18 protein-coding genes and 1 pseudogene are annotated in these 24,075 nt (G+C 43.0%); 10 read left to right on the top strand and 9 right to left on the bottom strand.

From position 1 onward, the window contains the following. Positions 1 to 381 precede the first annotated feature (381 nt). The 3 genes from AC4II3_RS19025 to AC4II3_RS19015 all read left to right on the top strand — a co-directional run bounded on the left by AC4II3_RS19025 (position 382) and on the right by AC4II3_RS19015 (position 3,090). A complete protein-coding gene (locus tag AC4II3_RS19025; RefSeq protein WP_488016486.1) occupies positions 382 to 1,137 on the top strand; it encodes a phosphoadenylyl-sulfate reductase in 756 nt (251 codons plus the stop codon). A gap of 178 nt (positions 1,138 to 1,315) precedes the next feature. Further along, positions 1,316 to 1,651: a hypothetical protein gene (locus AC4II3_RS19020; RefSeq protein WP_488016480.1), complete on the top strand. Its 336-nt coding sequence runs from the start codon at positions 1,316 to 1,318 to the stop codon at positions 1,649 to 1,651. A 191-nt stretch (positions 1,652 to 1,842) separates the two neighbouring features. Continuing rightward, complete coding sequence (locus AC4II3_RS19015; RefSeq protein WP_488016482.1) at positions 1,843 to 3,090, top strand: NAD-dependent epimerase/dehydratase family protein; 1,248 nt, start codon at positions 1,843 to 1,845, stop codon at positions 3,088 to 3,090. 212 nt (positions 3,091 to 3,302) lie between these two features. Here AC4II3_RS19015 and AC4II3_RS19010 read toward each other — a convergent pair whose 3' ends face one another. After that, positions 3,303 to 3,476 (bottom strand): plasmid mobilization protein, encoded by a 174-nt coding sequence (locus AC4II3_RS19010; protein ID WP_424099807.1) that lies wholly within the window; start codon positions 3,474 to 3,476, stop codon positions 3,303 to 3,305. A 67-nt stretch (positions 3,477 to 3,543) separates the two neighbouring features. Between AC4II3_RS19010 and AC4II3_RS19005 the strand changes: the two genes are divergently transcribed. The 4 genes from AC4II3_RS19005 to AC4II3_RS18990 all read left to right on the top strand — a co-directional run bounded on the left by AC4II3_RS19005 (position 3,544) and on the right by AC4II3_RS18990 (position 9,207). Next, positions 3,544 to 4,764, top strand: a complete 1,221-nt coding sequence (locus AC4II3_RS19005) for an RNA-guided endonuclease InsQ/TnpB family protein (protein WP_488029277.1) — start codon at positions 3,544 to 3,546, stop codon at positions 4,762 to 4,764. Positions 4,765 to 4,838: 74 nt separating this feature from the next. After that, a complete protein-coding gene (locus tag AC4II3_RS19000; protein ID WP_488017433.1) occupies positions 4,839 to 5,678 on the top strand; it encodes a Uma2 family endonuclease in 840 nt (279 codons plus the stop codon). Positions 5,679 to 6,355: 677 nt separating this feature from the next. Then, positions 6,356 to 7,504: an NAD(P)/FAD-dependent oxidoreductase gene (locus tag AC4II3_RS18995; protein ID WP_488014699.1), complete on the top strand. Its 1,149-nt coding sequence runs from the start codon at positions 6,356 to 6,358 to the stop codon at positions 7,502 to 7,504. 8 nt (positions 7,505 to 7,512) lie between these two features. Then, positions 7,513 to 9,207: a nucleoside recognition domain-containing protein gene (locus tag AC4II3_RS18990; protein ID WP_488014697.1), complete on the top strand. Its 1,695-nt coding sequence runs from the start codon at positions 7,513 to 7,515 to the stop codon at positions 9,205 to 9,207. A gap of 294 nt (positions 9,208 to 9,501) precedes the next feature. Here the strand turns inward: AC4II3_RS18990 and AC4II3_RS18985 are convergent, their stop codons facing one another. From AC4II3_RS18985 to AC4II3_RS18960, 6 genes are all read right to left on the bottom strand, one after another. Next, positions 9,502 to 11,220 (bottom strand): mechanosensitive ion channel family protein, encoded by a 1,719-nt coding sequence (locus AC4II3_RS18985; protein ID WP_488014695.1) that lies wholly within the window; start codon positions 11,218 to 11,220, stop codon positions 9,502 to 9,504. A 218-nt stretch (positions 11,221 to 11,438) separates the two neighbouring features. Further along, entirely contained in the window at positions 11,439 to 12,545 is a 1,107-nt protein-coding gene (locus tag AC4II3_RS18980; protein ID WP_293058057.1) for an AI-2E family transporter, read from the bottom strand. A gap of 103 nt (positions 12,546 to 12,648) precedes the next feature. Further along, a complete protein-coding gene (locus tag AC4II3_RS18975; protein ID WP_488014692.1) occupies positions 12,649 to 14,340 on the bottom strand; it encodes a sodium:solute symporter family protein in 1,692 nt (563 codons plus the stop codon). 277 nt (positions 14,341 to 14,617) lie between these two features. Further along, positions 14,618 to 14,866 carry a DUF4212 domain-containing protein gene (locus tag AC4II3_RS18970; RefSeq protein WP_008185921.1) on the bottom strand — a complete coding sequence of 83 codons (249 nt, stop codon included), beginning with the start codon at positions 14,864 to 14,866 and terminating at the stop codon, positions 14,618 to 14,620. A 744-nt stretch (positions 14,867 to 15,610) separates the two neighbouring features. Continuing rightward, positions 15,611 to 16,474 carry a pentapeptide repeat-containing protein gene (locus tag AC4II3_RS18965; RefSeq protein ID WP_488014971.1) on the bottom strand — a complete coding sequence of 288 codons (864 nt, stop codon included), beginning with the start codon at positions 16,472 to 16,474 and terminating at the stop codon, positions 15,611 to 15,613. A gap of 40 nt (positions 16,475 to 16,514) precedes the next feature. Further along, positions 16,515 to 17,063, bottom strand: coding sequence for a dihydrofolate reductase family protein (locus AC4II3_RS18960; protein WP_488014973.1), 549 nt, complete (start codon positions 17,061 to 17,063; stop codon positions 16,515 to 16,517). 355 nt (positions 17,064 to 17,418) lie between these two features. Between AC4II3_RS18960 and AC4II3_RS18955 the strand changes: the two genes are divergently transcribed. After that, on the top strand, positions 17,419 to 18,288 hold the full coding sequence (locus AC4II3_RS18955) for a sulfotransferase domain-containing protein (RefSeq protein ID WP_488014975.1): 870 nt from the start codon (positions 17,419 to 17,421) through the stop codon (positions 18,286 to 18,288). Between the two features lie 87 nt (positions 18,289 to 18,375). Here AC4II3_RS18955 and cysS read toward each other — a convergent pair whose 3' ends face one another. Together cysS and AC4II3_RS18945 are read right to left on the bottom strand one after the other, a co-directional pair. Then, positions 18,376 to 19,845 (bottom strand): cysteine--tRNA ligase, encoded by a 1,470-nt coding sequence (gene cysS, locus AC4II3_RS18950; RefSeq protein WP_488014977.1) that lies wholly within the window; start codon positions 19,843 to 19,845, stop codon positions 18,376 to 18,378. 97 nt (positions 19,846 to 19,942) lie between these two features. Next, positions 19,943 to 21,135: pseudogene (locus AC4II3_RS18945) on the bottom strand (RNA-guided endonuclease InsQ/TnpB family protein). 271 nt (positions 21,136 to 21,406) lie between these two features. On the opposite strand from AC4II3_RS18945, the gene AC4II3_RS18940 reads away from it, so the two are divergent. Then, positions 21,407 to 22,561, top strand: coding sequence for a CobW family GTP-binding protein (locus AC4II3_RS18940; protein ID WP_488014979.1), 1,155 nt, complete (start codon positions 21,407 to 21,409; stop codon positions 22,559 to 22,561). A gap of 65 nt (positions 22,562 to 22,626) precedes the next feature. Beyond that, positions 22,627 to 24,018: a cytochrome P450 gene (locus tag AC4II3_RS18935; protein ID WP_488014981.1), complete on the top strand. Its 1,392-nt coding sequence runs from the start codon at positions 22,627 to 22,629 to the stop codon at positions 24,016 to 24,018. Positions 24,019 to 24,075 lie beyond the last annotated feature (57 nt).

The following is a 24,075-nucleotide window of genomic DNA, read 5'->3' as shown; positions in this document are numbered from 1 at the left end:
CCCCACACCCCACACCCCGTAAAGCTTTTAAGGCTGTTTGTCACCCCGTCAGGGGAAAGGAATATATTTATTACTCTTTAACCTTTCCCCAAGACCGTAATGGTGCCCTTGACCCGTAATTTAATTCGCCACGGGTCAAGGGCACCTCTGCATCGCTTATAGCGGTTTATAATTAGCGCGGGTTGCAAAGCGCTATAAGTCTATTAACTCAGATGTACTTCAGCGGTGGAAGCGCTATATATAATTTCTTAACTATGGTCAAACTTCCGAAGGGTTGGATTACATGAGCTGAAAGCTGAAGGCTGACGATGGATCACGGTATCGATGGTGTCGTATAATCAGCAAGTCCAACCACTTTTCTCATATAGTAAGGAGATGTTCATGTTTGAACTGGATGTTGCTTATTTGGAATCCGAATACGCCCACAAGAGTCCTCAGGAAATCCTGAAACTGGCTCTTGACAAATTTGACAACATCGCCATCTCTTTCAGTGGTGCGGAGGATGTAGTTCTTGTGGATATGGCATCCAAGATTAAGCCAGATGTGAAAGTGTTCTCCCTCGACACGGGTCGCTTGCACTCCGAGACTTACCAACTACTTGAGAAAGTCAGACAGCACTATGGAATTACACTAGAGGTGATTCTACCGGAAGCGGATGCAGTGGAAGCACTGGTTAAACAAAAGGGGTTGTTCAGTTTCTACCAGGATGGTCACAAAGAGTGCTGTGGTATTCGCAAAGTGGCTCCCTTGCGTCGCCAACTGGCTAAGCTGGATGCTTGGATTACGGGTCAGCGCAAGGATCAGAGTCCTAGTACTCGCGCTAATATCCCTGTTGTCCAGGTAGACCAGGCGTTCTCGACCCAAGAACGAACCCTGATTAAATTTAACCCCTTAGCTAACTGGAGTTCTGAACAGGTGTGGAAATACATCCGCACTAATGATGTGCCTTACAATCAATTGCACGCTAAAGGTTTCGTTAGCATTGGCTGCGAACCCTGTACCCGCCCAACTCTGCCCAATCAGCATGAACGGGAAGGTCGCTGGTGGTGGGAAGGGCAGAAAGAAAAAGAGTGTGGCTTACACAACACTACAGAACAGGTAATGACGAAGAAGGAACACCAAACAGTAAGGGTTTGAGCAATCCTCACGGAAATAAACAGACTAGGTAAATAATTTCTGTCTAGGTACTTAATCGTTGCAGCACAATCAAGCTTGTTGCGGTTGAAATCCTAATTTTTAGGTAGAAGTGGGGAGTGGGTTGTGATAATTTCTTTATTACGCTTTTGAAAAACAACTCAGTATTGAATACTACAGAATGAAAATCACTTTAGTTAAGAAAATCAACAAGGACGGCAATTTCTGTCGCAAGTGCGTCAATGTGGTAGAAAAACTTGAAAAAAAAGGATTGATGGGTCGAATAGACCAGATTGTGGTGGCTGATGAGCGTGAGCAATCTAGCGAAGGACTAGATCTAGCTATAAAGCACGGGGTAGAAGCAGCCCCTTTCTTCATTGTTGATCATGAGGACGGATCGACCCAAGTCTATAGCACTTATGTTCGTTTCTTCAAGGAAATCCTGAATCAGAAGACTTCTGAAAGGGAGGAGGTATCGGAAATTATGGATCGATACCCTGAACTAGATTTCATCTAAAAAACTGATTGCTGTAATCGTAACACTAAGGTGATTAGGTGATGTTAGCGTAGCTCGACGAAGTCCGGTGATGGAAATATATCGGTTCTCGATTGGTTCTCGGTTAATTCCCAAAGCCTGATGCTATAGTCGCAGCTCGCTGACGATTAAAGCAAAAAAGACCATGTAAGGAAACAACCAGGAGATTGATCATGAAAAAAGTTGTAGTTTTAGGCGGTGACGGATTTTGTGGTTGGCCCACAGCTCTCCATCTATCTGATAGTGGTCATGACATTGTAATTGTTGATAACTTGTCACGACGCAACATTGATAATGAGTTGGAAGTGACTTCTTTAACTCCTTACCAGCCCATGTCCACTCGTTTGAAGACATGGAGTGAGGTTTCTGGCAAACAAATCCAGTTCTATAACTTTAATGTAGCCAAAGACTATGATCGCTTACTAAATCTATTGCTAACCTATCAACCGGATGTGGTGATTCATTTTGCCGAACAGCGGGCTGCACCTTATTCAATGAAGTCATCTAGCCATAAGCGCTACACGGTAGATAATAACTTGAATGCGACCAATAATCTGCTAGCGGCGATTGTGGAGTCGGGTTTGGATATACATGTGGTCCATTTAGGAACCATGGGAGTCTATGGTTATGGTACTGCTGGAATGAAGATTCCAGAAGGGTATTTAGATATCCAGGTGACTACGGATGAGGGGAAAATGATACAGCAGCAGATATTGTACCCAGCCAATCCGGGCAGTATCTATCACATGACCAAAACTCAAGACCAGCTGTTTTTCTCTTACTACAACAAGAATGATGGGGTACGCATCACTGACCTGCATCAGGGGATTGTTTGGGGAACTCAGACCAAGCAGACAAAGCAGGATGAACGGCTAATTAATCGCTTTGATTACGATGGAGACTATGGTACGGTTCTCAATCGGTTCCTGATGCAGTCAGCGATTGGTCATCCATTGACAGTACATGGAACAGGGGGTCAAACCAGGGCATTTATCCATATTCAAGATACAGTGCGGTGTATAGAGTTAGCGATCGCAAATCCTCCGGCTTCTGGAGACAGGGTGAAAATCTTGAATCAGATGACGGAAACCCATCGGGTACGGGATTTGGCCAAGATTGTCTCTGATATCACTGGGGCGGAAATTGCCTATCTAGAGAACCCAAGAAACGAATCAGCGGAAAATGAACTGGCTGTGGAGAATAAATGTTTCTTGGAAATGGGTCTGGAACCAACCACCTTGGTTAAGGGTCTGATGCAAGAGGTAATCGAGATTGCAGCTAAATATGTCGATCGTTGCGATCGCTCGAAGATTATCTGTACATCACTGTGGCGGCAGAAGGGAAATGGGGTGAGTATGGCGAATGAAAGTCCTGATCAAACCACATCCAACAAAACGGCAGTGGGTGTAGGTGCCAGTTAAGAATTAGGTAGCGCATAAGTGGGAGCATGTTATACCTTGAGCGGTCAGCTTCTTATGGTCAGTCAGCTTCTGCTGCCCTTGCAACTAATAGCTGATCACAAGGCTACCAACGGACAGCATGGGCGTAGCACCATTACTGACCGCTCAACGTATCTGAAACTCTGGCAATCTTAATAAGTTAATCAGCTTTCTAGCAAAAGGAGCCTCACATCTCAATGCGTAGCATGAGTGTGAGAGGAATTTTGCACAGAGTCTTTCGGGAGAGGGAGGCGAGCTATAAAACTTCTGAGCAGCTCTGAGTAGGTCATTCCTCTTCTGTCGGCCTCTTCCTGTAACTGCCTTTTCTCAAATTCGGTAACTCTAACTACAAGCTTTTGATTTTTCATTATGGGTTGACACTTGTTGCTACGACTGCTACACTAATAATAGGTCGAAAAACAGAAATTGACAATAATGAGAACAGCGTATCAATATCGGTTAAGACTAGCCAAATCACAGGAAGCAGAAATAGAAAGATGGCTTGATATGTTACGTTGCCAATACAATTACTTGCTTGCTGATAGATTTAACTGGTACGATCAAAATTGCTGTTCTATCAACTCCTGTCCTTTGGTTTGCCATTTACCAACTTTGAGAGATAATCCTGATTACTTCTCTCAAAAAAAAACTTTACCTCAATTGAAGAAAGATAGACAGTGGTACAAAGCTATCCACTCTAATGTCTTACAGGATTGCGTCAAAAGGGTAGACCTGGCCTTCAAAAGGTACCTGAAAGGTGATTGTAATGGCAGAAAAAGCGGTAGACCTAGATTTAAAAGTAAAAACAGCTACAGATCCTTAACTTTTTCCGCTTTCTCGAAAAATCCTATTAAAGGAAATAAATTAAATTTACCTAAGTTTGGATGGGTAAAGATGGTTTACCATCGACCTATCCCAGACGGATTCAAGATTAAAACTGCTACAGTTACACGTAAAGCTGATGGGTATTATGTAACCTTGTCACTACAGGATGACACTATTCCTAGTGTAATTCCAGTAGAACAAGCATCGAACCCTATTGGCATAGATATGGGTCTTAAGTCTTTCCTTGTTAAATCCGATGGAACAGAGATCCCTATTCCCCAGTACTATCGGAAGGCTCAAAAGCGACTTAAGAAAATCCAAAAAACTGTCAGCAGATCTAAAAAAGGTAGCAATAACAGAAAAAAGGCTGTAGGCAGGTTAGGAAAAGCTCATAAAAAGGTAGCTGATACCCGAAAAGATTTTCACTTCAAAACCGCTAAGAACTTGCTAGAAAATCATGACCTAGTTGCTCATGAGAAGTTGAATATTAAAGGTTTAGCCAAAACTAAAATGGCTAAATCGGTTCTTGATGCTGGCTGGGGTCAATTCCTGTCAATACTATCAAACAAAGCCGAGAATGCTGGTTTGGTTACAGTTGCAGTAAATCCCCGAAACACTAGCCAGAACTGTTCCAATTGTGGAAAGAAGGTACCAAAAAAACTAAAAGACCGCATTCATTCTTGTCCTCATTGTGGGTATATAGAAGATCGCGATACAAATGCGGCGATAAATATATTGAAGTTGGCGGTGGGGCATCCCGTCGGAAATAAAGCTTACCGAGTATCCGAGGCGTTAGCCGGAGTTGGTAAGAAGCCCACACTGAACTTGTAAAAGTCAGTGTGGGAGTATGTCACTAGTGAAACCTCTTGCTACCCTAAAACTACTAGTTGATCCGATTGTCTGTTATGTATCAAACTGACCCCCCTCGTCCGGCCAAGGAAACCCTGCCGACAATGTATGATCTCCCTAGTGAAGATCCAGAGGAACCAGGTTTGCCAGACGAGTTTCATGATTTTCAACCTCAGCTATTACGGGAGACATTCTCTCCACCGAGTTACCCAAGGGATCAGATCTTTGTGGGGACTGACTTGAATCTGTACTATGATGTTCGTCATCCTCAATGGTACAAGCGACCAGATTGGTTTGGGGTAGTTGGGGTGTCTCGGTTTTATGAACAGCGAGACTTACGATTGAGTTATGTGATGTGGCAGGAAGGGGTAAGTCCATTTATCGTAGTGGAGTTGCTCTCTCCAACCACGGAATCAGAAGATTTAGGGCAAACCCTACGGGAGATTGATCAACCGCCGACTAAGTGGGAGGTTTATGAACGTATCCTTCGTATTCCTTATTATGTGGTGTTTAGCCGATACAGCAATGAGTTAAGAATTTTTGAGTTGAAAGGCTTAAACTATGAGCAGGTAAGCTTGGACACCGAAAAATTCTGGCTGCCAGAATTAGGGCTGGGCCTAGGAGTATGGTCTGGGTCATACCAAGAGGTGAATGGAGGATGGTTACGCTGGTATGATGAATTAGGGAACTGGATTCCCACAGGCTCTGAACAGGCTCAACAGGCTCAGGATCAGTTGCAGCAGACTCAGCAACAGTTGCAGCAGACTCAGCAACAATTGCAGGAGGCTGAACAAGAAGCTCAACTTGAACGCCAGGAAAAAGAAATGGCTCAACAGCAGGCAACGAGATTAGCAGAACGTCTGCGACAGCTGGGGATTGATCCGGAAGAGGTGTAAAAGGTGCCGTTGGCAGCAGAATAGAAAAGCCGATGCTCGATACGAGCCGCTACGCGAACGCATATAGCAATAGCCGTCTCATACCAAATCCTGTTCCCAAACCCCCCTTATCTGCATAGCCATAGATTCCTGGAATACAAAGATTTGGTCGATTTTTATAAAAGGGTTTTGACAAACGGATTTGATATAAGTCCACTTATACGCTTAGTTCAGTTCTGGAGTATTTAGTTTGATTATTCTAATTATACGTCCAGCGTTGTTTTTTGTCCATTTGCTCTCCCAACGCCCTATAGCGACGTAAGGAGTTTAGCGGTGGGAGGATGTCAATCATGGCTCACGGGGTGACAACAAAGCTCAAACCTAGATAGGTGTTGGGTTTTAGGTTTTAGGTTTTGGGGAAAATGAGCGCATCGGAGTCATTTGTATTTACCAGCAGTTGAAGCAATTTTCACGCATACTTCGTCAATGATAGTTTTTATCAATCCATACCCGCACGGACATTGTTCCCTAACACCTAACCCCTAAAACCTAACACCTGTATGACTTTCAATTGCCTTGTCATCCCGTGAACAATCATGGTTTACCACTGCCTCACCAATATTGTTTGTTAGAAAGCTAGCTTTTTTTTATAGAATGATTATAATTGTCATAAAGTATCTATTCGAGATTGTCTGCTGGTGAACAAAACTAACGAGCGTTTTGACGTTGTAATTGTGGGGGCTGGGGCTGCTGGAATTGGCTGTGCAGTAGTCTTAAAATATTTAGGAATTGAAAACTTTGTCATTTTAGAACGACATCAAGTAGGGGCTTCTTTTAAGCGTTGGGCTGAAGAAATGCGATTCATTACGCCGTCGTTTCCCAGTCATGGTTTTGGATTGCTGGATCTCAACGCAGTAGTTTTAAATACTTCTCCTGCCCTCAGTTTCAGAAAGGAACATCTTTCGGGGAAAGAATATGCCCTATATTTGGAGACTGTAGCAGAGCATTTTCAACTACCTATAAAAACCGAGACAAATGTGAAAACTATTGCAGCTTTACCTCAAGGCAAAGGCTTTGTCTTGGAAACTTCTAAAGGCGAGTTGCGTTCACGCAGTGCCTCAGCTTCGCTGAGATCGCAGTTTGTGATTTGGGCAGCAGGAGAGTTTCAATATCCCAATCTTAATCCGTTTCCAGGAGCAGAATTCTGCATTCATAATTCCCAAATACGTTCTTGGAAAGAGCTTAAGGGGAAAGAATTTGTAGTTGTGGGAGGCTATGAAAGCGGTGTAGATGCAGCGTCAAATTTGGCAGCATTAGGGAAAAAAGTAAAGTTAATCGATCGCCAGAGTAGCTGGTTAAACTTAGACTCAGATCCTAGTGTTTCTCTGTCTCCTTATAGTCTAAAACGTTTAGAAATAGCTTATTCTATGGGTCGGGTCGAACTAATTGGAGAACAGCACATTGAAGCAATCAAAGCAGTAAAAAAAGGATATGTGGTGGAGAGCGAGTACGAACAGTGGTTTAGTTCCACACCGCCAATTCTCTGTACGGGATTTAACAGCAGTTTAAAACAAATCGCACCTCTATTTGACTGGACAAATGGCTATGCAGCCCTGACTCAAGAAGATGAGTCTACCCTAACTCCAGGATTATTTGTCGTCGGTCCTTCAGTGCGTCACGGCGATATAATTTTTTGTTTCATTTATAAATTTCGGCAGCGATTTGCTGTGGTAGGAAATGCGATCGCTCAACGTCTGGGAATCGATCCAAGTCCATTGGAAGCCTATCGCCGAGAAGGTTTGTTCTTAGATGACCTTTCTTGCTGTAATAACGATTGTGTTTGTTGAAAAGTAAAGTGAATATTTTTACGCCGTCAAAATTAGAGCGCGATTGTATTGTGGTCATTGGGAAAGAGAGTACGGGCAAGTCCCAACTAATTGCTTCTCTTACAGGACAGACTGCCCATAGTGCCAATTTTCGCGGTTCTACAGTGACTTGTGACACTTATCAATCTGAAGCCTATACCTTTATCGATACTCCTGGAATTCTCTATCGTTCCGACAGCGTAACTACTAAGAAAGCTTTAAGACAGCTACAAGAAAATGACACCGTGCTATTGATAGTCAAGGCAACCGAAGTAGATCGAGATTTAGCAGATCTACTACCTTTAGTAGCAGATAAAAGGGGCATTGTTGTGATTACTTTCTGGGATAAGGTATTCTCGACGGTTCATAACGGACATCTCACGGGTCTGGGGCAACCCCAGACCCCGTGTCCTCCTCAACAAGTGGTTCGGGAATGGAGGGAAACTTCTAGCCTGAGCATTGTCACTGTAGATGCCCGCCACACTACTACAGAACAAAAAAACTCGATTTTGGCTTCTCTGCAAGAACCTAATCCTTTTCCCGTACAATGGATTCCTACAAGGGCTGGCTGGCATATTCAACCCCAACCAACGCTGTTAGAACATCCTCGACTAGGCTGGTTATTGGCGATCGCTTTATTACTTATTCCTGCGATTATTGCTGTCTGGGGTGCTAACTTCTTTGCGACCTTAGCAGATCCTATAGTCCAAGGTGCGATCGCTCCCATTATTAAACCTTTATTCCAACTCCCAATCTGGTTAAGAGAAATACTGATAGGTCAGTATGGACTGATAACTATGAGTCCGTTGCTGTTTATTTGGGCGATGCCCACAGTAATTCTTTATGCTCTATTCTTGGGCGCATATAAAGCTAGTGGGTTAATAGAACGAATTACCATTGCTCTCAATCCTTTACTCCGTCCGTTTGGGTTATCGGGACGGGATTTAGTACGAGTAATTATGGGTATGGGGTGTAATGTTCCTGCGGTGATTAGCACCCGTGCCTGTTCTAGTTGTTCTAGGGGAACTTGTATTTCCGCGATCGCTTTTGGTTCGGCTTGTTCTTATCAGTTTGGCGCAACTTTAGGGGTCTTTAGTGCTGCTAAGTTACCTTACTTGATAATTCCTTACCTGCTGTATCTAACCGCAACCACCTTGATCTATACCTACATCATTTCTTCCCCTACAGCTAAATCGAATCAGAATCCCCTAGTAATCGAAGGAAGAGCATTTTTAGAATTTCCTCATTCGTCAGTAATTTGGCGCGAAGCTAAGTCAACTATTAATCAATTTTTGTTCAATGCAATTCCCATATTTTTAGTTATTACCGTTATTGCTTCTGTGTTGAATTGCTTAGGAACGATCGCAGCTTTAGCCAATATTATTAAGCCTTTGATGGGATTGTTTAATTTACCCACTGAAGCCTCATTGCCTATTGTTTTAGCTTCTATTCGCAAAGATGGACTGCTATTATTTGCCGAACCAGAAACCTTGGCTATGTTAACTCCATTGCAGGTTTTGACTGGGGTGTATCTAGCAGGAGTATTGCTACCTTGTTTAGTTACTCTGTTAACTATTACGCGAGAACAGTCTCTTCGATTTGCCTTATTGCTGTTAAGTAGACAGGCGATCGCTGCGATATTTTTTTCTCTATTACTTGCTTGGGGAGGATTATTAATCAAGTAATAAGTAATGGGCGAGCGGTAGTTTCGGGACGAAAACGTACGGTAAGAGCACTTGAGCTGCGGTAAGAATCCTTTAAACCCTGATTAATACCAAATCCGTAATATACTCAATACAAAATCAGAATGTCAAATGCCCAAAAAAGCTTATTTAGCTGACTATGCTTAACTTATGACTAACTTTTATAAGCTTTTATAAACCGGATTTGGTATCAGTTATGAACTTGAAAATCACCCGATAAGTTGTTTGTCACTATTAGTCCTTGGCCTGATATCAAGTTCCCTATTCCCTTAACTATCAATTATTATCTGAAGTATTGTTGATTTGAACATTCCTGTGACTAGTACCATTATGACTAGTACCATTGTGACTAGTACCATTGTGACTAGTACCATGGGATTGTCTGGCCATCCACTGAGTCAATTCCTGAGATAGCTGAGTTAGGGACTCAATTAACTGGTGTGAAACCTCTACAGGAAAATTACCAGAACGGACGTGCAAATCTAGCTTAGGAAAGGGAATATCAACATGGTAATGACGTAGTATTTCTTCAATCAGAAAGTAAAGCTCACTCTTGATTTGGAACTGCTTGGGAGGGTCTTCAATCCAAACCAACAACTCAAACTTGAGGGCATTTTCTCCAAATCCAGTAAAAAATACATTAGGGGCAGGTTGATCTAAGATTTCTGGATGTTGAGAAGCTGCCTCAATCAGAGCACTACGTACTTTAATTGGATCTGAACCATAGGCCACGCCTACGGGTAATTTTAATCGGGATACTGGATTATTGTGAGTCCAGTTGACCACTTCAGCTTCAAGAAAGCGAGAATTGGGGATAATGATTGAAACTTGATCCAAGGTCAGGATTTCTGTACTCCGAATACCGATATTTTCTACTGTTCCCATCAGTTCCCCAACATTCACAAAGTCCCCTACTTGGATCGGACGCTCAAAAATGAGTACCAAACCGCTGACACATTCTTTAGCAATTCCCTGGATTCCCAAGCCAATGCCCACACCCAAAACTCCGACAAATACAGCTAGAGAACTAAAGTCGATTCCCCACAACTGCAATAGGACAATAACACCGATAAAGAGTATGGCATAATGGGTAATCAGGGCAATAGTCTCCTGCGCAGGGCGGCTGAGATTGGTGAGGCGAAGAATCCGCGATCGCAAAACTTTTTTTACTACCTTGGCTAGGACTATCAGAGCAGCAAATAACCCAATCAAGCTTAATAACCCTAAGACAGAATAGGGTTTATCTCCCACCCAAATGATTTCCCACGTCAAGCTTTGAACAAATGTGTCGTTAACTTGGCGGCTCAACTGGCGAGTTTGGGGAAATAGGTTACTAGTATAAATCAGGGTAAATACTAGGATAGTGAGCCGGAAAAGGAGTATGAGAGTCCCGCCTGCAATTTCAGCACGTAAGGCAGGTTGGCGACGGTGTCGATGGGTTGACTTAGTTAGCTTTTTGTGAAACAGCCATTTAATCCGGTGATCCCACAGCGAGCCTACTCCCCAACTAGACATGATTCCCCATAAGCCACATCCAACGGATAAGAATACCGCTTGCAGGATATAGTCCTCGGTACGTTCGATAAACGCCCGTTCCATGGCATTCTGTAGCAGTCTTTGCCAAAATCGGGCTTGTTCCTTGGGACTTCTTCCGGTTAGAGTATCATTGGTGGTTACCGATAGCAAGTGGTTACCATTTACCTTAATCACTGGTAAATTGTCAGTCCCAGCGATTCCTACGTCTATGGTTGGTGGTGCTGTCTCGATGATATGCTTGAGGGTATCACTGACGTAATCAGCCCGTTGTTGAGCAGTTAATGACCCAGCCGGTGCTACATCAAACAGCGGACGCCCATCCAGGAAAATAGTTACCCGATTCAGATTGTCCTGAGCCACAATTGGCGCAGCTGCAATCAAGCAAGCGATAGCGATCGCTCCAATTACTACCAAGATCACTTGCGTCAGCCAATATCGGCAGCGAAAGAAGGGATTCATCAGCTACCAAAAATATTGCAGTTGAGAGCCAGGAGGCTTTAGCCCCGTCTAATAGGAAGCCAAAGAAAGGGAAGCCTAGTGTTAACTGTACTTTAGTGTTAACTAAAGTGCCTCTGTAGCATTACTTAAGACGATTAATTGGTAATTGGTAATTAGTAATTGGCTGATAGCTGATAGCTGATAGCTAATTGCTGATTCCTCAAAGTATAGTTATCAGACTAACCCTTTAGGGAAATAGCATTTGAGCCGTCTGGTTCAGAAGCTGCCGAGATAGTAGCAGCATTTTGTTCCGCCTCCAGTTTCGGCTTCAAGTACAAATTTTCTAGTACCAGAGCTGCACCAGCTACCCAAGGGGGAACAATCAAAGCACCAAGAATCCCCAAAACCTTTGCACCACCTAGCACTGCCAACAACTGATATAAGGGGTGAACTCTTACAGAAGACCCCACCAGTAGGGGGTCAAGAATATAGGTTTCCAGATTCTGAATAATCACAAATAGTAGCAATACCCACGAGAAAGTCCATCCCCCTTGAGCAATTGCCACAATTAATGCTGGAATTGCTCCCAAGACCGGACCAAAGAAGGGAATCAAATTGGTCACCCCAGCAATTACACCCAAACCCAAGGCAAACTCTGACAGTCCCAAAAATTTTAAACCAACAGTAATCGCCATGCCTAAAATTCCTGAAACCACTACTCGCCCCTGGATGTAACCCCCCATCCGTTGGCTGACTGGCTTGACTTGGGCTGCCAATTTTTCATCCCAGGGTTTGGGAAACAAACTTACCCCCCCTTTAATCAATTGTTCAGACCCAGCTAACATATAACCAGACAGCAGTGTTGCCAGAATTACGGTAAACACTCCAGCCAGAAGACTCCTTGTCAATCCATAGGACTGCACTACTAACTGCTGAGAGGAACGAATCACCCAAGAGGTAACGGTCCCAGCATCAAACATTTGACTCAGAGCTGGTTCAGTCATCCCTAGGCGAATCGCTAAAGCATCTAACAAAGAGGTTAAAACCTCTAAATATGCTGGTAGTTTCCGAAATAAACGCTGAATTTGCTCAGCTACTGTTGGTCCAATCACTAAGCCTATCCCTGTCAAACCAGCGATTAAGCCTAAATAAACCAGAATAACCGCTAGCCAGCGGGGAATCCTTAACTTTTCAGCACTATCAATAATTGGTGCTAGAGTAGACGCGAGCACTACTGCAATCATCAGTACTACTAGCAAAGCTCTCAGTTGCCAGAGCAGGACGATTGTCAAGCTAGTAGCAACAATCAGCAGTAAATTAGCTAAGGAGATTTTAAGGCGTAGCATAGACTTCCATTTGCATGTTGAGTGCCTGCAAATAGTCTACAGAGAAAACAGCTGAATTAGTTGAAGGTTGGAGGTACGGTATTCAACCTACCTTCAACCTTGATCAATCCAACTCCTCTTCACCCACATCATCAAGGGCTGGGGGAGCATCACCGGGTGTTCGCAACATTTCTACCATCTCCTGAATTTCTGCTGGAGGTGGGGGTGTCAGGCGAGAAACCACTACAGTCACGATGAAATTAAGCACCATCCCTACGGTACCAATCCCCTCAGGGGAAATACCGAAAAACCAGGGTGTCATACTATAGAATTTCACCCCAATGATGTAAACGGTGGTAAAAATTAACCCTACCACCATGCCAGCAATTGCCCCTTCTCGGTTGGTTCGCTTATCAAATACCCCTAGCAGAATCACTGGGAAAAAGCTGGCAGCGGCTAAACCAAAGGCAAAGGCTACCACTTGGGCTACAAATCCAGGGGGATTGATACCAAAGTAACCGGCAATGGCAATAGCAGCAATTACCATAATTCGACCGACCATCAATCGTTGGGACTCCGATGCCCTAGGATTAATGATGCGGTAGTAGACATCGTGGGCAATTGAGCTAGAAATCACTAGCAGTAATCCTGATGCAGTGGATAAAGCGGCGGCTAGTCCTCCTGCTGCTACTAGGGCAATTACCCAGGGAGCAAGTTTGGCTACCTCTGGTGTGGAGAGTACAATGATATCTCGGTCAATCTTAATTTCATTGGTCTCTTTGTCGGGTTTCAGCTCGATCTTGCCATTGCCGTTTTTATCGTCAAAGGCCAATAAACCAGTATTTTCCCATTTGGTTGCCCAGTCCAGCTGACGCACTTCCTCAATGGTATGGTTATGGAGGCTATCAATTAGGTTATAGCGGGCAAAGGCAGCAACGGCAGGAGCTGTGGTGTAGAGTATGGCAATGAATAATAGCGCCCAGCCAGCGGAATAACGAGCAGCTCTAGCATTGCGTACGGTGTAAAAGCGTACAATCACATGGGGAAGTCCAGCAGTACCGACCATTAAGGCGATAGTGATAAATAAGACATCCAGCATGGACTTGTTGGCAAAGGGTTTAGTGTATTCCTGGAAACCCAGATCTACCTGAATTTGATTGAGCTTCGGGATAATGTCACTGAAGGTGAATCCTAGCTGGGGAATCGGGTTGTCGGTCAGTAGAGTTGCGATCGCAATCGCTGGAATCAGGTAAGCCACAATCAACACGCCATACTGGGCGACTTGAGTCCAGGTAATTCCTTTCATCCCCCCCAGCACGGCAAAAAATGCCACAATTACCATACCAATCACTACACCCTGACCGATATCCACTTGCAGAAAGCGGCTAAATACAATACCTACCCCTCGCATCTGTCCTGCGACATAGGTTAAGGAGACAAAAATAGCAGCAACTACTGCTACCAACCGAGCAATATTCGAGTAATAGCGGTCTCCCACAAAGTCCGGTACTGTGTATTTTCCAAACTTCCGCAGGTAAGGGGCTAACAATAGCGCTAGTAGGACATATCCTCCTGTCCAGCCCATCAGGTAAATTGAGCCATCATATCCTAAGAAAGAGATTAGCCCTGCCATAGAAATAAAGGAAGCAGCAGACATCCAATCCGCCGCTGTAGCAGCACCATTAGCAACAGCGGGAACACCTTGATCTGCTACGAAAAACCCTTTACTATCGCGCACCCGAGAGCGCCAACCAATGTAAAGGTATAGAATAAACGAAATAATGACCAATACACTGGTCCAAGCTTCAACTGTCATAGATATTTCTTTGTCTGAATAATTGCTATAGCGCTGCGCGCAGGGAATCGGGAATCGGGAATCGGGAATCGGGAAAAAATAGGATGTACATCATTACTATGAGAAACCATATCCAGGGATTGTTAGTAATGAAAAAACAGTATTTTTTTAGTTCAAAATACTATATAATTTTCCTATTTAAATTCCTAACCTTTAACTATTAATTCCTAACCATAAACAACTATAATTGATAGTATGGCTTGGTTAAGCAAAACCATTTATTTGCCAACCGTAAACATTACTTTTTGTATTTACGGTCAATTTTATCCATTTGTATAGCGTAGATAAAAATTAGCACGACAAAGGTAAAAATACTCCCTTGTTGTGCCATCCAGAAGCCTAGGGGAATATTCCCTACACTGACATTGTTCAGTAATGTTACAAGCAGAATGCTGCATACAACGGATACGAATGCCCAAACAATTAGGAGATTCCGAATTAATGCGATGTTGGCACGCCAGTATGCCTGACGTTTGTTCTGGTTCATAGTTTTATTAGTAATGCACTAAATGTACTATTTGCGCTTGACTAGCTTCTGGATATACAGCAACCACTGATAATTGCTCTGTAAGCATTCAGCCCTTAGCGGTCAGCCCTCAGCCATTCGCGTAGTGTGGCCTACTGCTGATAGCTGATAGCTGATAGCTTACATTGCTCTAACATGGCTTATCAGTAGTCCAAAATGTGCTAAAATATACAGAAAATTTGCCTCAGCTTAGGGATAGGCTACACCAAAGGTGAACACAAACCGTCTTTTTGGGGTTTTCTTAATAAAATTAAACAATTCTGGGGATTTAATCCTGTCTTTAGGCCATGGCATTGGGCGATGCGCGCCAGCATAAGCTGATCACAGCTGTGCAATTTGCCACTGCCCCAGACCGCTTGTCGGGTTGTTTAAAGGAATATTAATTGAATTGTGAATATTTTTTCGTCAAGAAACGTAAAGCTTAGAGCAAGATTATGTTAAGTTTCGATAAAATAAATCGTAAGTTGATCACCAAACGCGATCGCTAAAATCACGGCGTTGCTGAATCTTCAAATGAATAGGAGTAGAGTGGGCATCCTGCCCGCCCGCAAATAAGGAGGAAACTGGCAAGATGCCAGTTCTACGCAAGATGCCAGTTCCATGCCTGATGCCAATTCCACCTCACTCTTAAAATAATTTCATTATTAAGCAACGCCCGATTTATTCCCAACATCTGAAAGTTACCAGAGCCGAGTATTCAATCGCCTATTGATGGATACTACCATCAGGCATGATGGTATTGCTTAAGTTCGCCCCCTTCAGGTTGGCACGGTAAACTTTGTCGGGATAACCCCAATCAGTAAGATCGAAGGTATAGTCTAGTTGTGCTCCCTTGAGGCTAGCGTCGGAGAGGTTGGCCTCGGAGAGGTCAATTCCCCTCAAGTCAGCCCGTTCAAGATTCGCTCCCATCAAGTTAGCCCCCCTGAGATTGGCACTGACTAAATAGTGGTCGATTGGCAATGAAGCACTTATTTCCATATCAGCCAGTTTTGCTTCTTGGAGATTCGCTTTCTCCAGGTTAACTCCACTAAGATTAATAGCTACCAGATTGGCTTTTGATAAATTAGCTTCCCTGAGGTTAGCTCTTTCGAGATTAATTGCCTTGGCGGAAAGATATGATAAGTGGGCTTCTTGGAGATTAGCTTTTTCTAAGTTAGCTTCTGTGAGGTTGCTCCTTAGAAGGTCAGCATTTTTCAGGTTAGCTCTACGCAGATTAGCCCCACTGAGGTTAGCTTTTTCCAGCTTAGCGTTTTCTAGGTTAGCTTCCTCTAAGTTGACCCCTACCAAATATGCCTTTTCTAGATTCGCTCCCGCTAAGTTAGCCCCTGCTAAATTAGCCTTTTCCAGATTCGCTCCTTTTAAATCCTCTCTGGACAGTTCTAGCCCTGCTAAATTACAGTTTTGACAATTTTTTGTTTCCCGTAACTGTTCGAGAGGATTGTCTTGATTCATAAGAAAATTGTCTTGATTCATAAGAGAATTGTCTCGATTGAGAATGAGCCAAGTAATTCCCAAAAGGGCAACCACTCCCAAAGAAATTCCCCAGATAAACGATTGTCTAAGTTTCATTGGACTAATGGCAGAATTCGTAGCAAGTTAACAAACCAGGTTATCTGTTATCTCCCCGGTTTGTGTCTCTTCTATAGTAGCTTTTGACCAAAGTATTATTATATATTTCCGTTTTTTTGTGTCGGAATTTAAGATGTTGTGCTAGCGTCCCAAATAAAGGAACGCCTTTTCCCAAAAGAATTGGAACGCGAGTAATAATCATTTCATCAACAAGGTCTTCTTTAAGAAAACTTTGTATTACTCTACCTCCATCTATGTAAAGATTTGTATATCCCTTTTGATTCAACTGATTAATTATTTTTTTTATATCTCCACGAACAATTTCTGCTTTACCAAAATATTCTTCTGGAAGTTTCGTTAAGCTATTGGTTAATAAAAAAACGGGTTTCTGATAAACCCATTCACCAAAACTTAAAACTTTATCAAAGGTTTTTCTTCCTATCACTATGGCATCTATGCTTTTCATAAACTCAGCATATCCATAATCACTTTGTTCGGGGTTAGGTATTTCTTCTAGCCAATCTAATCCGCCATCAATTGTAGCGATAAATCCATCTAAGCTTGTTGCTATATAAACATAATTTGTCATTGGATTTTTTCCGTAATTGTCAAAATTAATCCTGATCTAGCGTTTCTAGGACTCATGAGGTACAGTAACAACAATGAGTAAACCAGTTATAGCGTTTGCGTTCGCGTAGCGTAGCCCTTCGGGCTAATCGCCTTTGGCGCGGCTTCGCCGATCGCTAAATTTGTGAGAAATGCGGGGTCTTCAGTACATTTTATGCTAAATTTACAGTTAAAAAACTCAGAAAGCTTACTGTACAGGTAAAATTAGGCTATTCAACTCACAAAATTTTCTGAATACGGCCTCTGACCACTGTTCCGGTGATCCGCTGTGAAATACTGTTTATTTAGCATAACAAGTACGGAAGAGCCTGTAATCCATGGCAGACTATAAGCAAGCACTGGTTAAAGACGGTAAGAATCGAGAAGGTCTAATTGTCTTTCCTGCCTTCATTACCCAGAAGGAAATGGATGCCCTTAAAGACTTTAGAGTGGGGGATCGGGATACCTTTGTTGTAGCCTATCCTAAATCTGGGACGACATGGATGGAGCAGATTGTTCACTTGCTTGCTAACAATGGAGAGCAAGGGGACAAAGTATTGAGTGAAGCAGTTCCTTGGTTAGAAGGTGCCGCAACTCGTTATGGAGGTTTAGAGAATCTGATTAAAACTCCTAGCGATCGCCGTTACTTTCACACTCATTTACCGTTGTCTTTGATGCCAATGTTTGGCGAAACTAAAGCAAAGTATATTTATGTTGCTCGCAATCCTAAGGATAATGCTGTCTCCTATTATTATCATGCATTGAGCAAAATGGGATACGAGGGGAGTTGGAGCGAATTTATTAAACTATATACTGAAGGTAAGGTTGCCTATGGCTCAATATTCGATCACGTTTGGGACTGGTGGAAAGCGAGCCAAGATTCAGATAATGTCATGTTTGTTAAGTACGAAGACATGAAAAAAGATTTAGCTCAAGTCGTTACTGATGTTGCTAGCTTTATCGATATTCCTTTAACCTCAGATTTACTCGATACAGTGGTTGCCGCTAGTGACTTTTCGGCAATGGCAATCAATCCCAAAGCTAATCTAGATTGGGTGCCTCAGCGAGAGGGTACCCCCAAACATATGCGCAAAGGAATTGTCGGAGATTGGAAAAACCACTTTTCTTCAGAAGAGACTAGTAGTTTTGATGCTCTATATCAATCCAGAATGGTAGAATTTGGTCTGAAATTTGACTTTGAGTCTTAATTCTGGACAACCTTCACATTCCAACCTCCGGTCTTCACAATTAAGCCTATACCTTCACAATTGAGCTGCAGCTTTCACAATTCAGCCTTAATTGCGATGCCATGTGGTAACACCACCACCCTGGTCAATCAACGTAATCCCTTGAGCTTGCAAGTCATCGCGAATGCGATCGCTTAATTCAAAGTTCTTGGTTTTCCGTGCTTCAGCCCGTTGCTGAATCAGTGCCTCAATTTCCCCATCACTCAATCCATCCGTAGAAACTTCTGTTTCTTCTTCTGGTTGTGCTTCTAACCCTAATACCTCGGCTAATTCCACGAGACTACGCCATTGCTGCTCTAATTCTGGAGCAGGAGTCTCTGTTTTACCCTGATGTACGAGGATATTGCCTTCCCGGCGTAACCCTTTGGCCACTTCAAACAATACCGCTAAGCCTCCAGCAAAGTTTAAGTCGTCATCTACGGCTTCTTGAAACTGTTGCGCTATAGTTTCTTTTACCTGCAAGGAGTTAGAGGGTGTGGCTGATTGGTCTTGCCATCCTAATTGTATACCATAGTTATGGCCAAAAAGCAAGCCTTCTTTGAGAGTTTGCCAGCCATTGGTAGCAGATGCGATCGCATCATCCGTAAAATCTACTGGTTTACGGTATTGCGCCATTAACACAAATAAGCGCACTGCCATGGGGTCAACCGGACGGTCTAGTAAGTCTCGGATAGTAGTAAAGTTGCCTAAAGACTTAGACATTTTCTCTCCATCCACCTTGACCATGCCATTGTGTAACCAATAACGGGCTAGGCTTTTACCAGTTACGGCTTCCGATTGAGCAATTTCATTTTCGTGGTGGGGGAAAACCAAGTCAGAGCCACCAGTATGAATATCAATCGTTTCCCCGAGCATATCTCGCACCATCGCCGAGCATTCAATATGCCAACCTGGACGACCTGGTCCCCAAGGGGATTCCCAGGAGGGTTCCTCTGGCTTAGCGCTTTTCCAAAGCGCAAAATCAAACGGGTCTTTCTTCTTAGGCTCAGTGGAGTCTGCTACATCTACCCGTCCACTGGCTCCTGCTTGCAAATCCTCTAACTTGCGCCCAGAGAGTTTGCCGTAGTCATCAAACCGACGCACTGAATAGTACACATCCCCATCAGCTTGGTAAGCATAGCCCTTTTGTTCCAACTCATACACCAGTCGCTTGATTCCATCTAAGGTATGAGTCGCGCGGGGGTAAGCATTAGCCTCTTTGACATTCAGCCGTGCCATATCTTCAAAATAGGCATCAATGAAGCGTTCAGACACTGCCTCCATAGAGGTGCCTTCCCTTCGGGCTCGGTTCAGGATTTTATCATCAATATCTGTAAAATTTTGGACATAATTCACATCATAACCCCGCCATTGTAAATAGCGACGAGCGGTATCCCAGACAATACAGGTTCTTGCATGACCCAAGTGGCAAAAGTCATACACCGTAATGCCGCAGCAGTACATCCGGACCTTACCAGTTTCCAATGACTCAAAGGATTCCTTGCGGCGGGTTAAGGTATTGTAAAGGTGTAGGGTCATGACAAAGAAAAGATAAAATCACCAACAGTGGGCTATAGATATACTTTTGACATCCTCCCTGGTTAAATCAAAGATTATAACGAGGGATTCCTAAGACTCACGACTTAGGTTTCTGTTTCCTTCTCCCCTTGGGGGAGTTTTTCGCACCAGCCTTCCGAGATTTACTCTCTTTCGCCGTAGGCGACGCTACGCTAACGGGTCTTACGGTCGCTCCGCAGACTGACACGGCAAGTCCTGCCGCCAAAATGTTAATTTATGCATTGATATCACGATTAGCCCGAAGGGCTAAGCTACGCGAACGTGGTGAGCATTGCAGGATAGGCAATCCCATTCCCGAATATTCAAAGGTAAAGACTCAACACGATTTAGGCAAACAGAACACAGTTTGCTACTAGTAAACCACTTATCAATGGAAATGGCTTCTCGATTATACCATTGAGACTTGTACTTAATCTGACGAATTATTTCCGCCCAGTTGGCCTCACTGATAACTTGAGCTAGTTTGTGATTTTTGACCAGATTTTTCACAGCTAAATCTTCAAACGCAATCAATTGGTTTTCTCTGACCAGTTGAGTAGTTAGCTTGTGGGTAAAATCTCGTCTAGCGTCTTTGATTTTTGCATGCACCCTGGCAACCTTTAACCTGGCTTTGTAACGATTGTTAGAACCTTTTTGTTTTCGTGACAAAGCTTTTTGGTATTTAGCTAGCTTTTTCTTGAGCTTTTTAAAATGTTTGGGATTGGCAATTTTATCTCCGTCGCTCGTTGTGATCAGGCTAGTAACTCCTAAGTCCAAGCCAACTTGTTTGTCTGTGGTCGGTAAGCTCAAATCTCTATGGTCATCAAACCTAATTGAGATCTGCCACCGATCAGATGGATCTAAGCTAACTGTAACAATACTTGGAGTACAATTTGCAGGTAACTGACGACTCCAACGAATCGCTAAAGGTTCTTTGCATTTGGCCAGATAGACTTGACCATCTTTCCATTTGAATGCTGACTTAGTAAATTCTGCACTACCACCATTACGTTTTTTATTGAAGTTAGGATACTTAGCTCGACCGGCAAAAAAATTATTAAAAGCGGTTTGTAAATGTCTTAATCCTTGCTGAAGAGGAACAGAACTAACGTCATTCAAAAAGAACAAGTCATCCTGTTTTTTCCATTCTGTCAACATTAATAAAGTTTCCTTGTAGCTTATCCGTCGGGAGCGTTTGTACCAACCTGAAGTCCTAGCATCTAAAGCTTTGTTGTAAACAAGTCTTACACATCTTAGAGTTCTCCTCAGCATAGTTTACTGTTCAGGGGTTGGATAGAAACGGTAACGGTAAGCTTTTTCGACCATTATTTACTCTTTGGTATACACTTACATTTTAATATCTTCTGTGTAAAATGTCAAGTGGACGCAATTCATGAGGGGCTGTGTGGGTCACCTGCGTCCGCACTTTATAAGCCCCGTCTCCCGTTATACCCTTAAGATTAGCGGGAGATTAATTGCTGTTTTAGATAAAATACGATATATTGGTAGACCTTGATTCTGAACTGTTTTCAAACGTTGCCTTATGCAAACTTTACCGACTGAATCCCCATCTGGTCAAGGGATGGAAGCGCCGAAACAAGGCTTACCCGTTACCATTATTACCGGTTTCCTGGGTAGCGGTAAAACCACCCTCCTTAACCATATCTTAAGTAATCAAGAAGGCGTCAAAACAGCAGTCCTTGTTAATGAGTTTGGTGAAATTGGTATTGATAATGAGCTGATTATCAGTACTGATGATAATATGATCGCCCTGAATAATGGCTGTATCTGCTGCACCATTAATGATGATTTAATTGAAGCAGTTTACAAGGTATTGGAGCATCCAGACAAGCTGGATTATTTAGTGGTGGAAACCACCGGATTAGCGGACCCCTTACCAGTGGCGCTAAGCTTTTTGGGCACAGAATTGCGAGATATGACTCGTCTCGATTCTATTGTCACTATGGTAGATTCAGAAAACTTTAGTATCGATCTATTTAATAGTGACGCGGCAAGTAGTCAGATTGCTTATGGGGATATTATTATCCTCAACAAGACTGACTTGGTAGATCAAGCCAATGTAGACCAATTGGAAACCCGGATCAGAGATATGAAAACTGATGCCAGGATTTTGAAAACTACTAAAGCCCAAGTGCCAATTCCTTTAATTCTCAGTGTTGGTCTCTTTGAGTCCGATAAGTATTTCGACAGCAAGACATCAGATCATGATCATGACCATCACCACCATGATCATGACCATCATCACCATCATGACCATGACCATCACCACCATGATCACCATGACCACCATGACCATGATCATGACCATCATCACCATCATGACCATGATCACGCTCATCACTATCACTCCGATCACCTAGAAATTGACGGATTCACGTCTCTTTCTTTCGAGAGTGACAAGCCCCTAGGGCTTCGGAAGTTTCAGGATTTCCTAGACAATAAGTTACCCTCTAATGTGTTCCGCGCTAAGGGAATTCTCTGGTTTGATCAAAGTCCTCACCGTCACATATTCCACCTCAGTGGTAAGCGTTTCTCTATTGAAGATGATGAGTGGAAAGGTGAACCAAAAAATCAATTAGTCCTGATTGGACAAGATTTAGATCATGATACATTACGTGAGGAATTAAACCAGTGTATCTCTTCAGAGTCTACCAATACAGGGACGGGGATTTGGTAAGTAATGGTTGAAGGTTAGTTTGTTGAAGGTTGAAGGTTAGTTTGTTGAAAATGGAGAGACATCTTATGCCTCAATCTCCAATCCCCTCAGTTCAAGCTGTTAGAAAAATTAACTTTAATTTACCACCAGGACCAAAAGGATATTTACTGTTTCAACTTTCTAAACTTCAGCATCAGCCAATTGACTATTTTGGGCATATGTGGCAGGAATACGGAGATTTAGTACGCCTGCCAATCATGCCAGGATTAAGTTTAAATTTGGCGAGCCATCCAGATCATGCAGAACATATTTTGTCTAGCCATCAGGAACGATATGGAAAGCCAGATCTATTTCTCAAATCCATGAATTTACTTCAGGGGCAAGGACTTTTTAGCAGTGAAGGAGAGGTTTGGCTTCGACAGCGACGCTTAATGCAGCCAGCATTTCATCAAAAGCAATTAGTTAAACTTCATAATGTAATCCTTGATTGTGTAGAATCACTTTTGCGTGAATGGTCGGAAAAGCCAGAAGGCGAGATTATTGATATTGCAGCCGAAATGTCACGGCTTACTTTAAAAATTGTCAGTTCCACCCTATTCAGTATTGATATCAGTAGTAAGACAGATAAACTAGGGCAGTCTTTGCGAACAGGTTTGGAATATGTCTATTACCGAATGAATAGCCCCCTGGCACTACCTTTATGGATGCCTACCCCCAGAAATCTTGAATTCCGTAAAGCAAAACAAACACTCGACCGCCTGGTTTTAGACATTATCCAGTACCGTCGTAAACATCCCTCAGAGCACAATGATTTGCTGTCAATGCTTCTAGCTGCTCAAGATGAAGAGACTGGAATCGGGATGAGCGATCGCCAACTTCAAGACGAAGTAATTACGTTAATTAATGCGGGACATGAAACCACAGCTACTGCATTAGCTTGGACATGGTATCTAATCGGAACGCATCCTGATGCTATGGCTCAGATGCAGGATGAAGTACAAACCGTTTTAAATGGCAATTACCCTACGGTTGAAAATTTGTTCCAACTCGAATACACTCGTCGCGTATTTGATGAGTCTTCACGTCTTTGCCCAATCGGTTTAGGACTACCAAGAGTTGCCTTAAACGATGATGAAATTCAAGGATATTTTATTCCCAAAGGTACAATTTTCACTATTGCTCAATACTTCATTTTTCGCCATCCTGATTTTTGGAATAATCCAGAACAGTTCGACCCTGACCGATTTCTACCTGAAAACGTGAAGCAAAGACCTAAATTTGCCTTTTTTCCCTTTGGTGCAGGTCAACACATCTGTATTGGCAAAAATTTAGCTCTGATGGAATCTACAATAATCTTAGCAGCTATCATGCAACGGTTTCACATTGAATTAGTTCCTAATCAATCCATAGAAATAGACCCCAGATTTTCCCTACGTCCTAAATATGGGATTAACGTTAGAGTGCGGAAAAGATATTAAGCTATAGCAATTCTACGACTTGTGAGGTACAAATATCTGGGTTTTAGGGAGCAGGGA

The organism is Moorena sp. (assembly GCF_982860115.1).
The sequence above is the reverse complement of the archived record's forward strand: the minus strand, read 5'-3'. Positions and strand labels throughout refer to the sequence as shown.

Coding starts and splice junctions, on each gene's coding strand:
- AC4II3_RS19025 (WP_488016486.1), top strand. CDS start 382: ATGTTTGAACTGGATGTTGCTTATTTGGAATCCGAATACGCCCACAAG.
- AC4II3_RS19020 (WP_488016480.1), top strand. CDS start 1,316: ATGAAAATCACTTTAGTTAAGAAAATCAACAAGGACGGCAATTTCTGT.
- AC4II3_RS19015 (WP_488016482.1), top strand. CDS start 1,843: ATGAAAAAAGTTGTAGTTTTAGGCGGTGACGGATTTTGTGGTTGGCCC.
- AC4II3_RS19010 (WP_424099807.1), bottom strand. CDS start 3,476: ATGAAAAATCAAAAGCTTGTAGTTAGAGTTACCGAATTTGAGAAAAGG.
- AC4II3_RS19005 (WP_488029277.1), top strand. CDS start 3,544: ATGAGAACAGCGTATCAATATCGGTTAAGACTAGCCAAATCACAGGAA.
- AC4II3_RS19000 (WP_488017433.1), top strand. CDS start 4,839: ATGTATCAAACTGACCCCCCTCGTCCGGCCAAGGAAACCCTGCCGACA.
- AC4II3_RS18985 (WP_488014695.1), bottom strand. CDS start 11,220: ATGAATCCCTTCTTTCGCTGCCGATATTGGCTGACGCAAGTGATCTTG.
- AC4II3_RS18980 (WP_293058057.1), bottom strand. CDS start 12,545: ATGCTACGCCTTAAAATCTCCTTAGCTAATTTACTGCTGATTGTTGCT.
- AC4II3_RS18975 (WP_488014692.1), bottom strand. CDS start 14,340: ATGACAGTTGAAGCTTGGACCAGTGTATTGGTCATTATTTCGTTTATT.
- AC4II3_RS18970 (WP_008185921.1), bottom strand. CDS start 14,866: ATGAACCAGAACAAACGTCAGGCATACTGGCGTGCCAACATCGCATTA.
- AC4II3_RS18965 (WP_488014971.1), bottom strand. CDS start 16,474: ATGAAACTTAGACAATCGTTTATCTGGGGAATTTCTTTGGGAGTGGTT.
- AC4II3_RS18960 (WP_488014973.1), bottom strand. CDS start 17,063: ATGACAAATTATGTTTATATAGCAACAAGCTTAGATGGATTTATCGCT.
- AC4II3_RS18955 (WP_488014975.1), top strand. CDS start 17,419: ATGGCAGACTATAAGCAAGCACTGGTTAAAGACGGTAAGAATCGAGAA.
- cysS (WP_488014977.1), bottom strand. CDS start 19,845: ATGACCCTACACCTTTACAATACCTTAACCCGCCGCAAGGAATCCTTT.
- AC4II3_RS18940 (WP_488014979.1), top strand. CDS start 21,407: ATGCAAACTTTACCGACTGAATCCCCATCTGGTCAAGGGATGGAAGCG.
- AC4II3_RS18935 (WP_488014981.1), top strand. CDS start 22,627: ATGCCTCAATCTCCAATCCCCTCAGTTCAAGCTGTTAGAAAAATTAAC.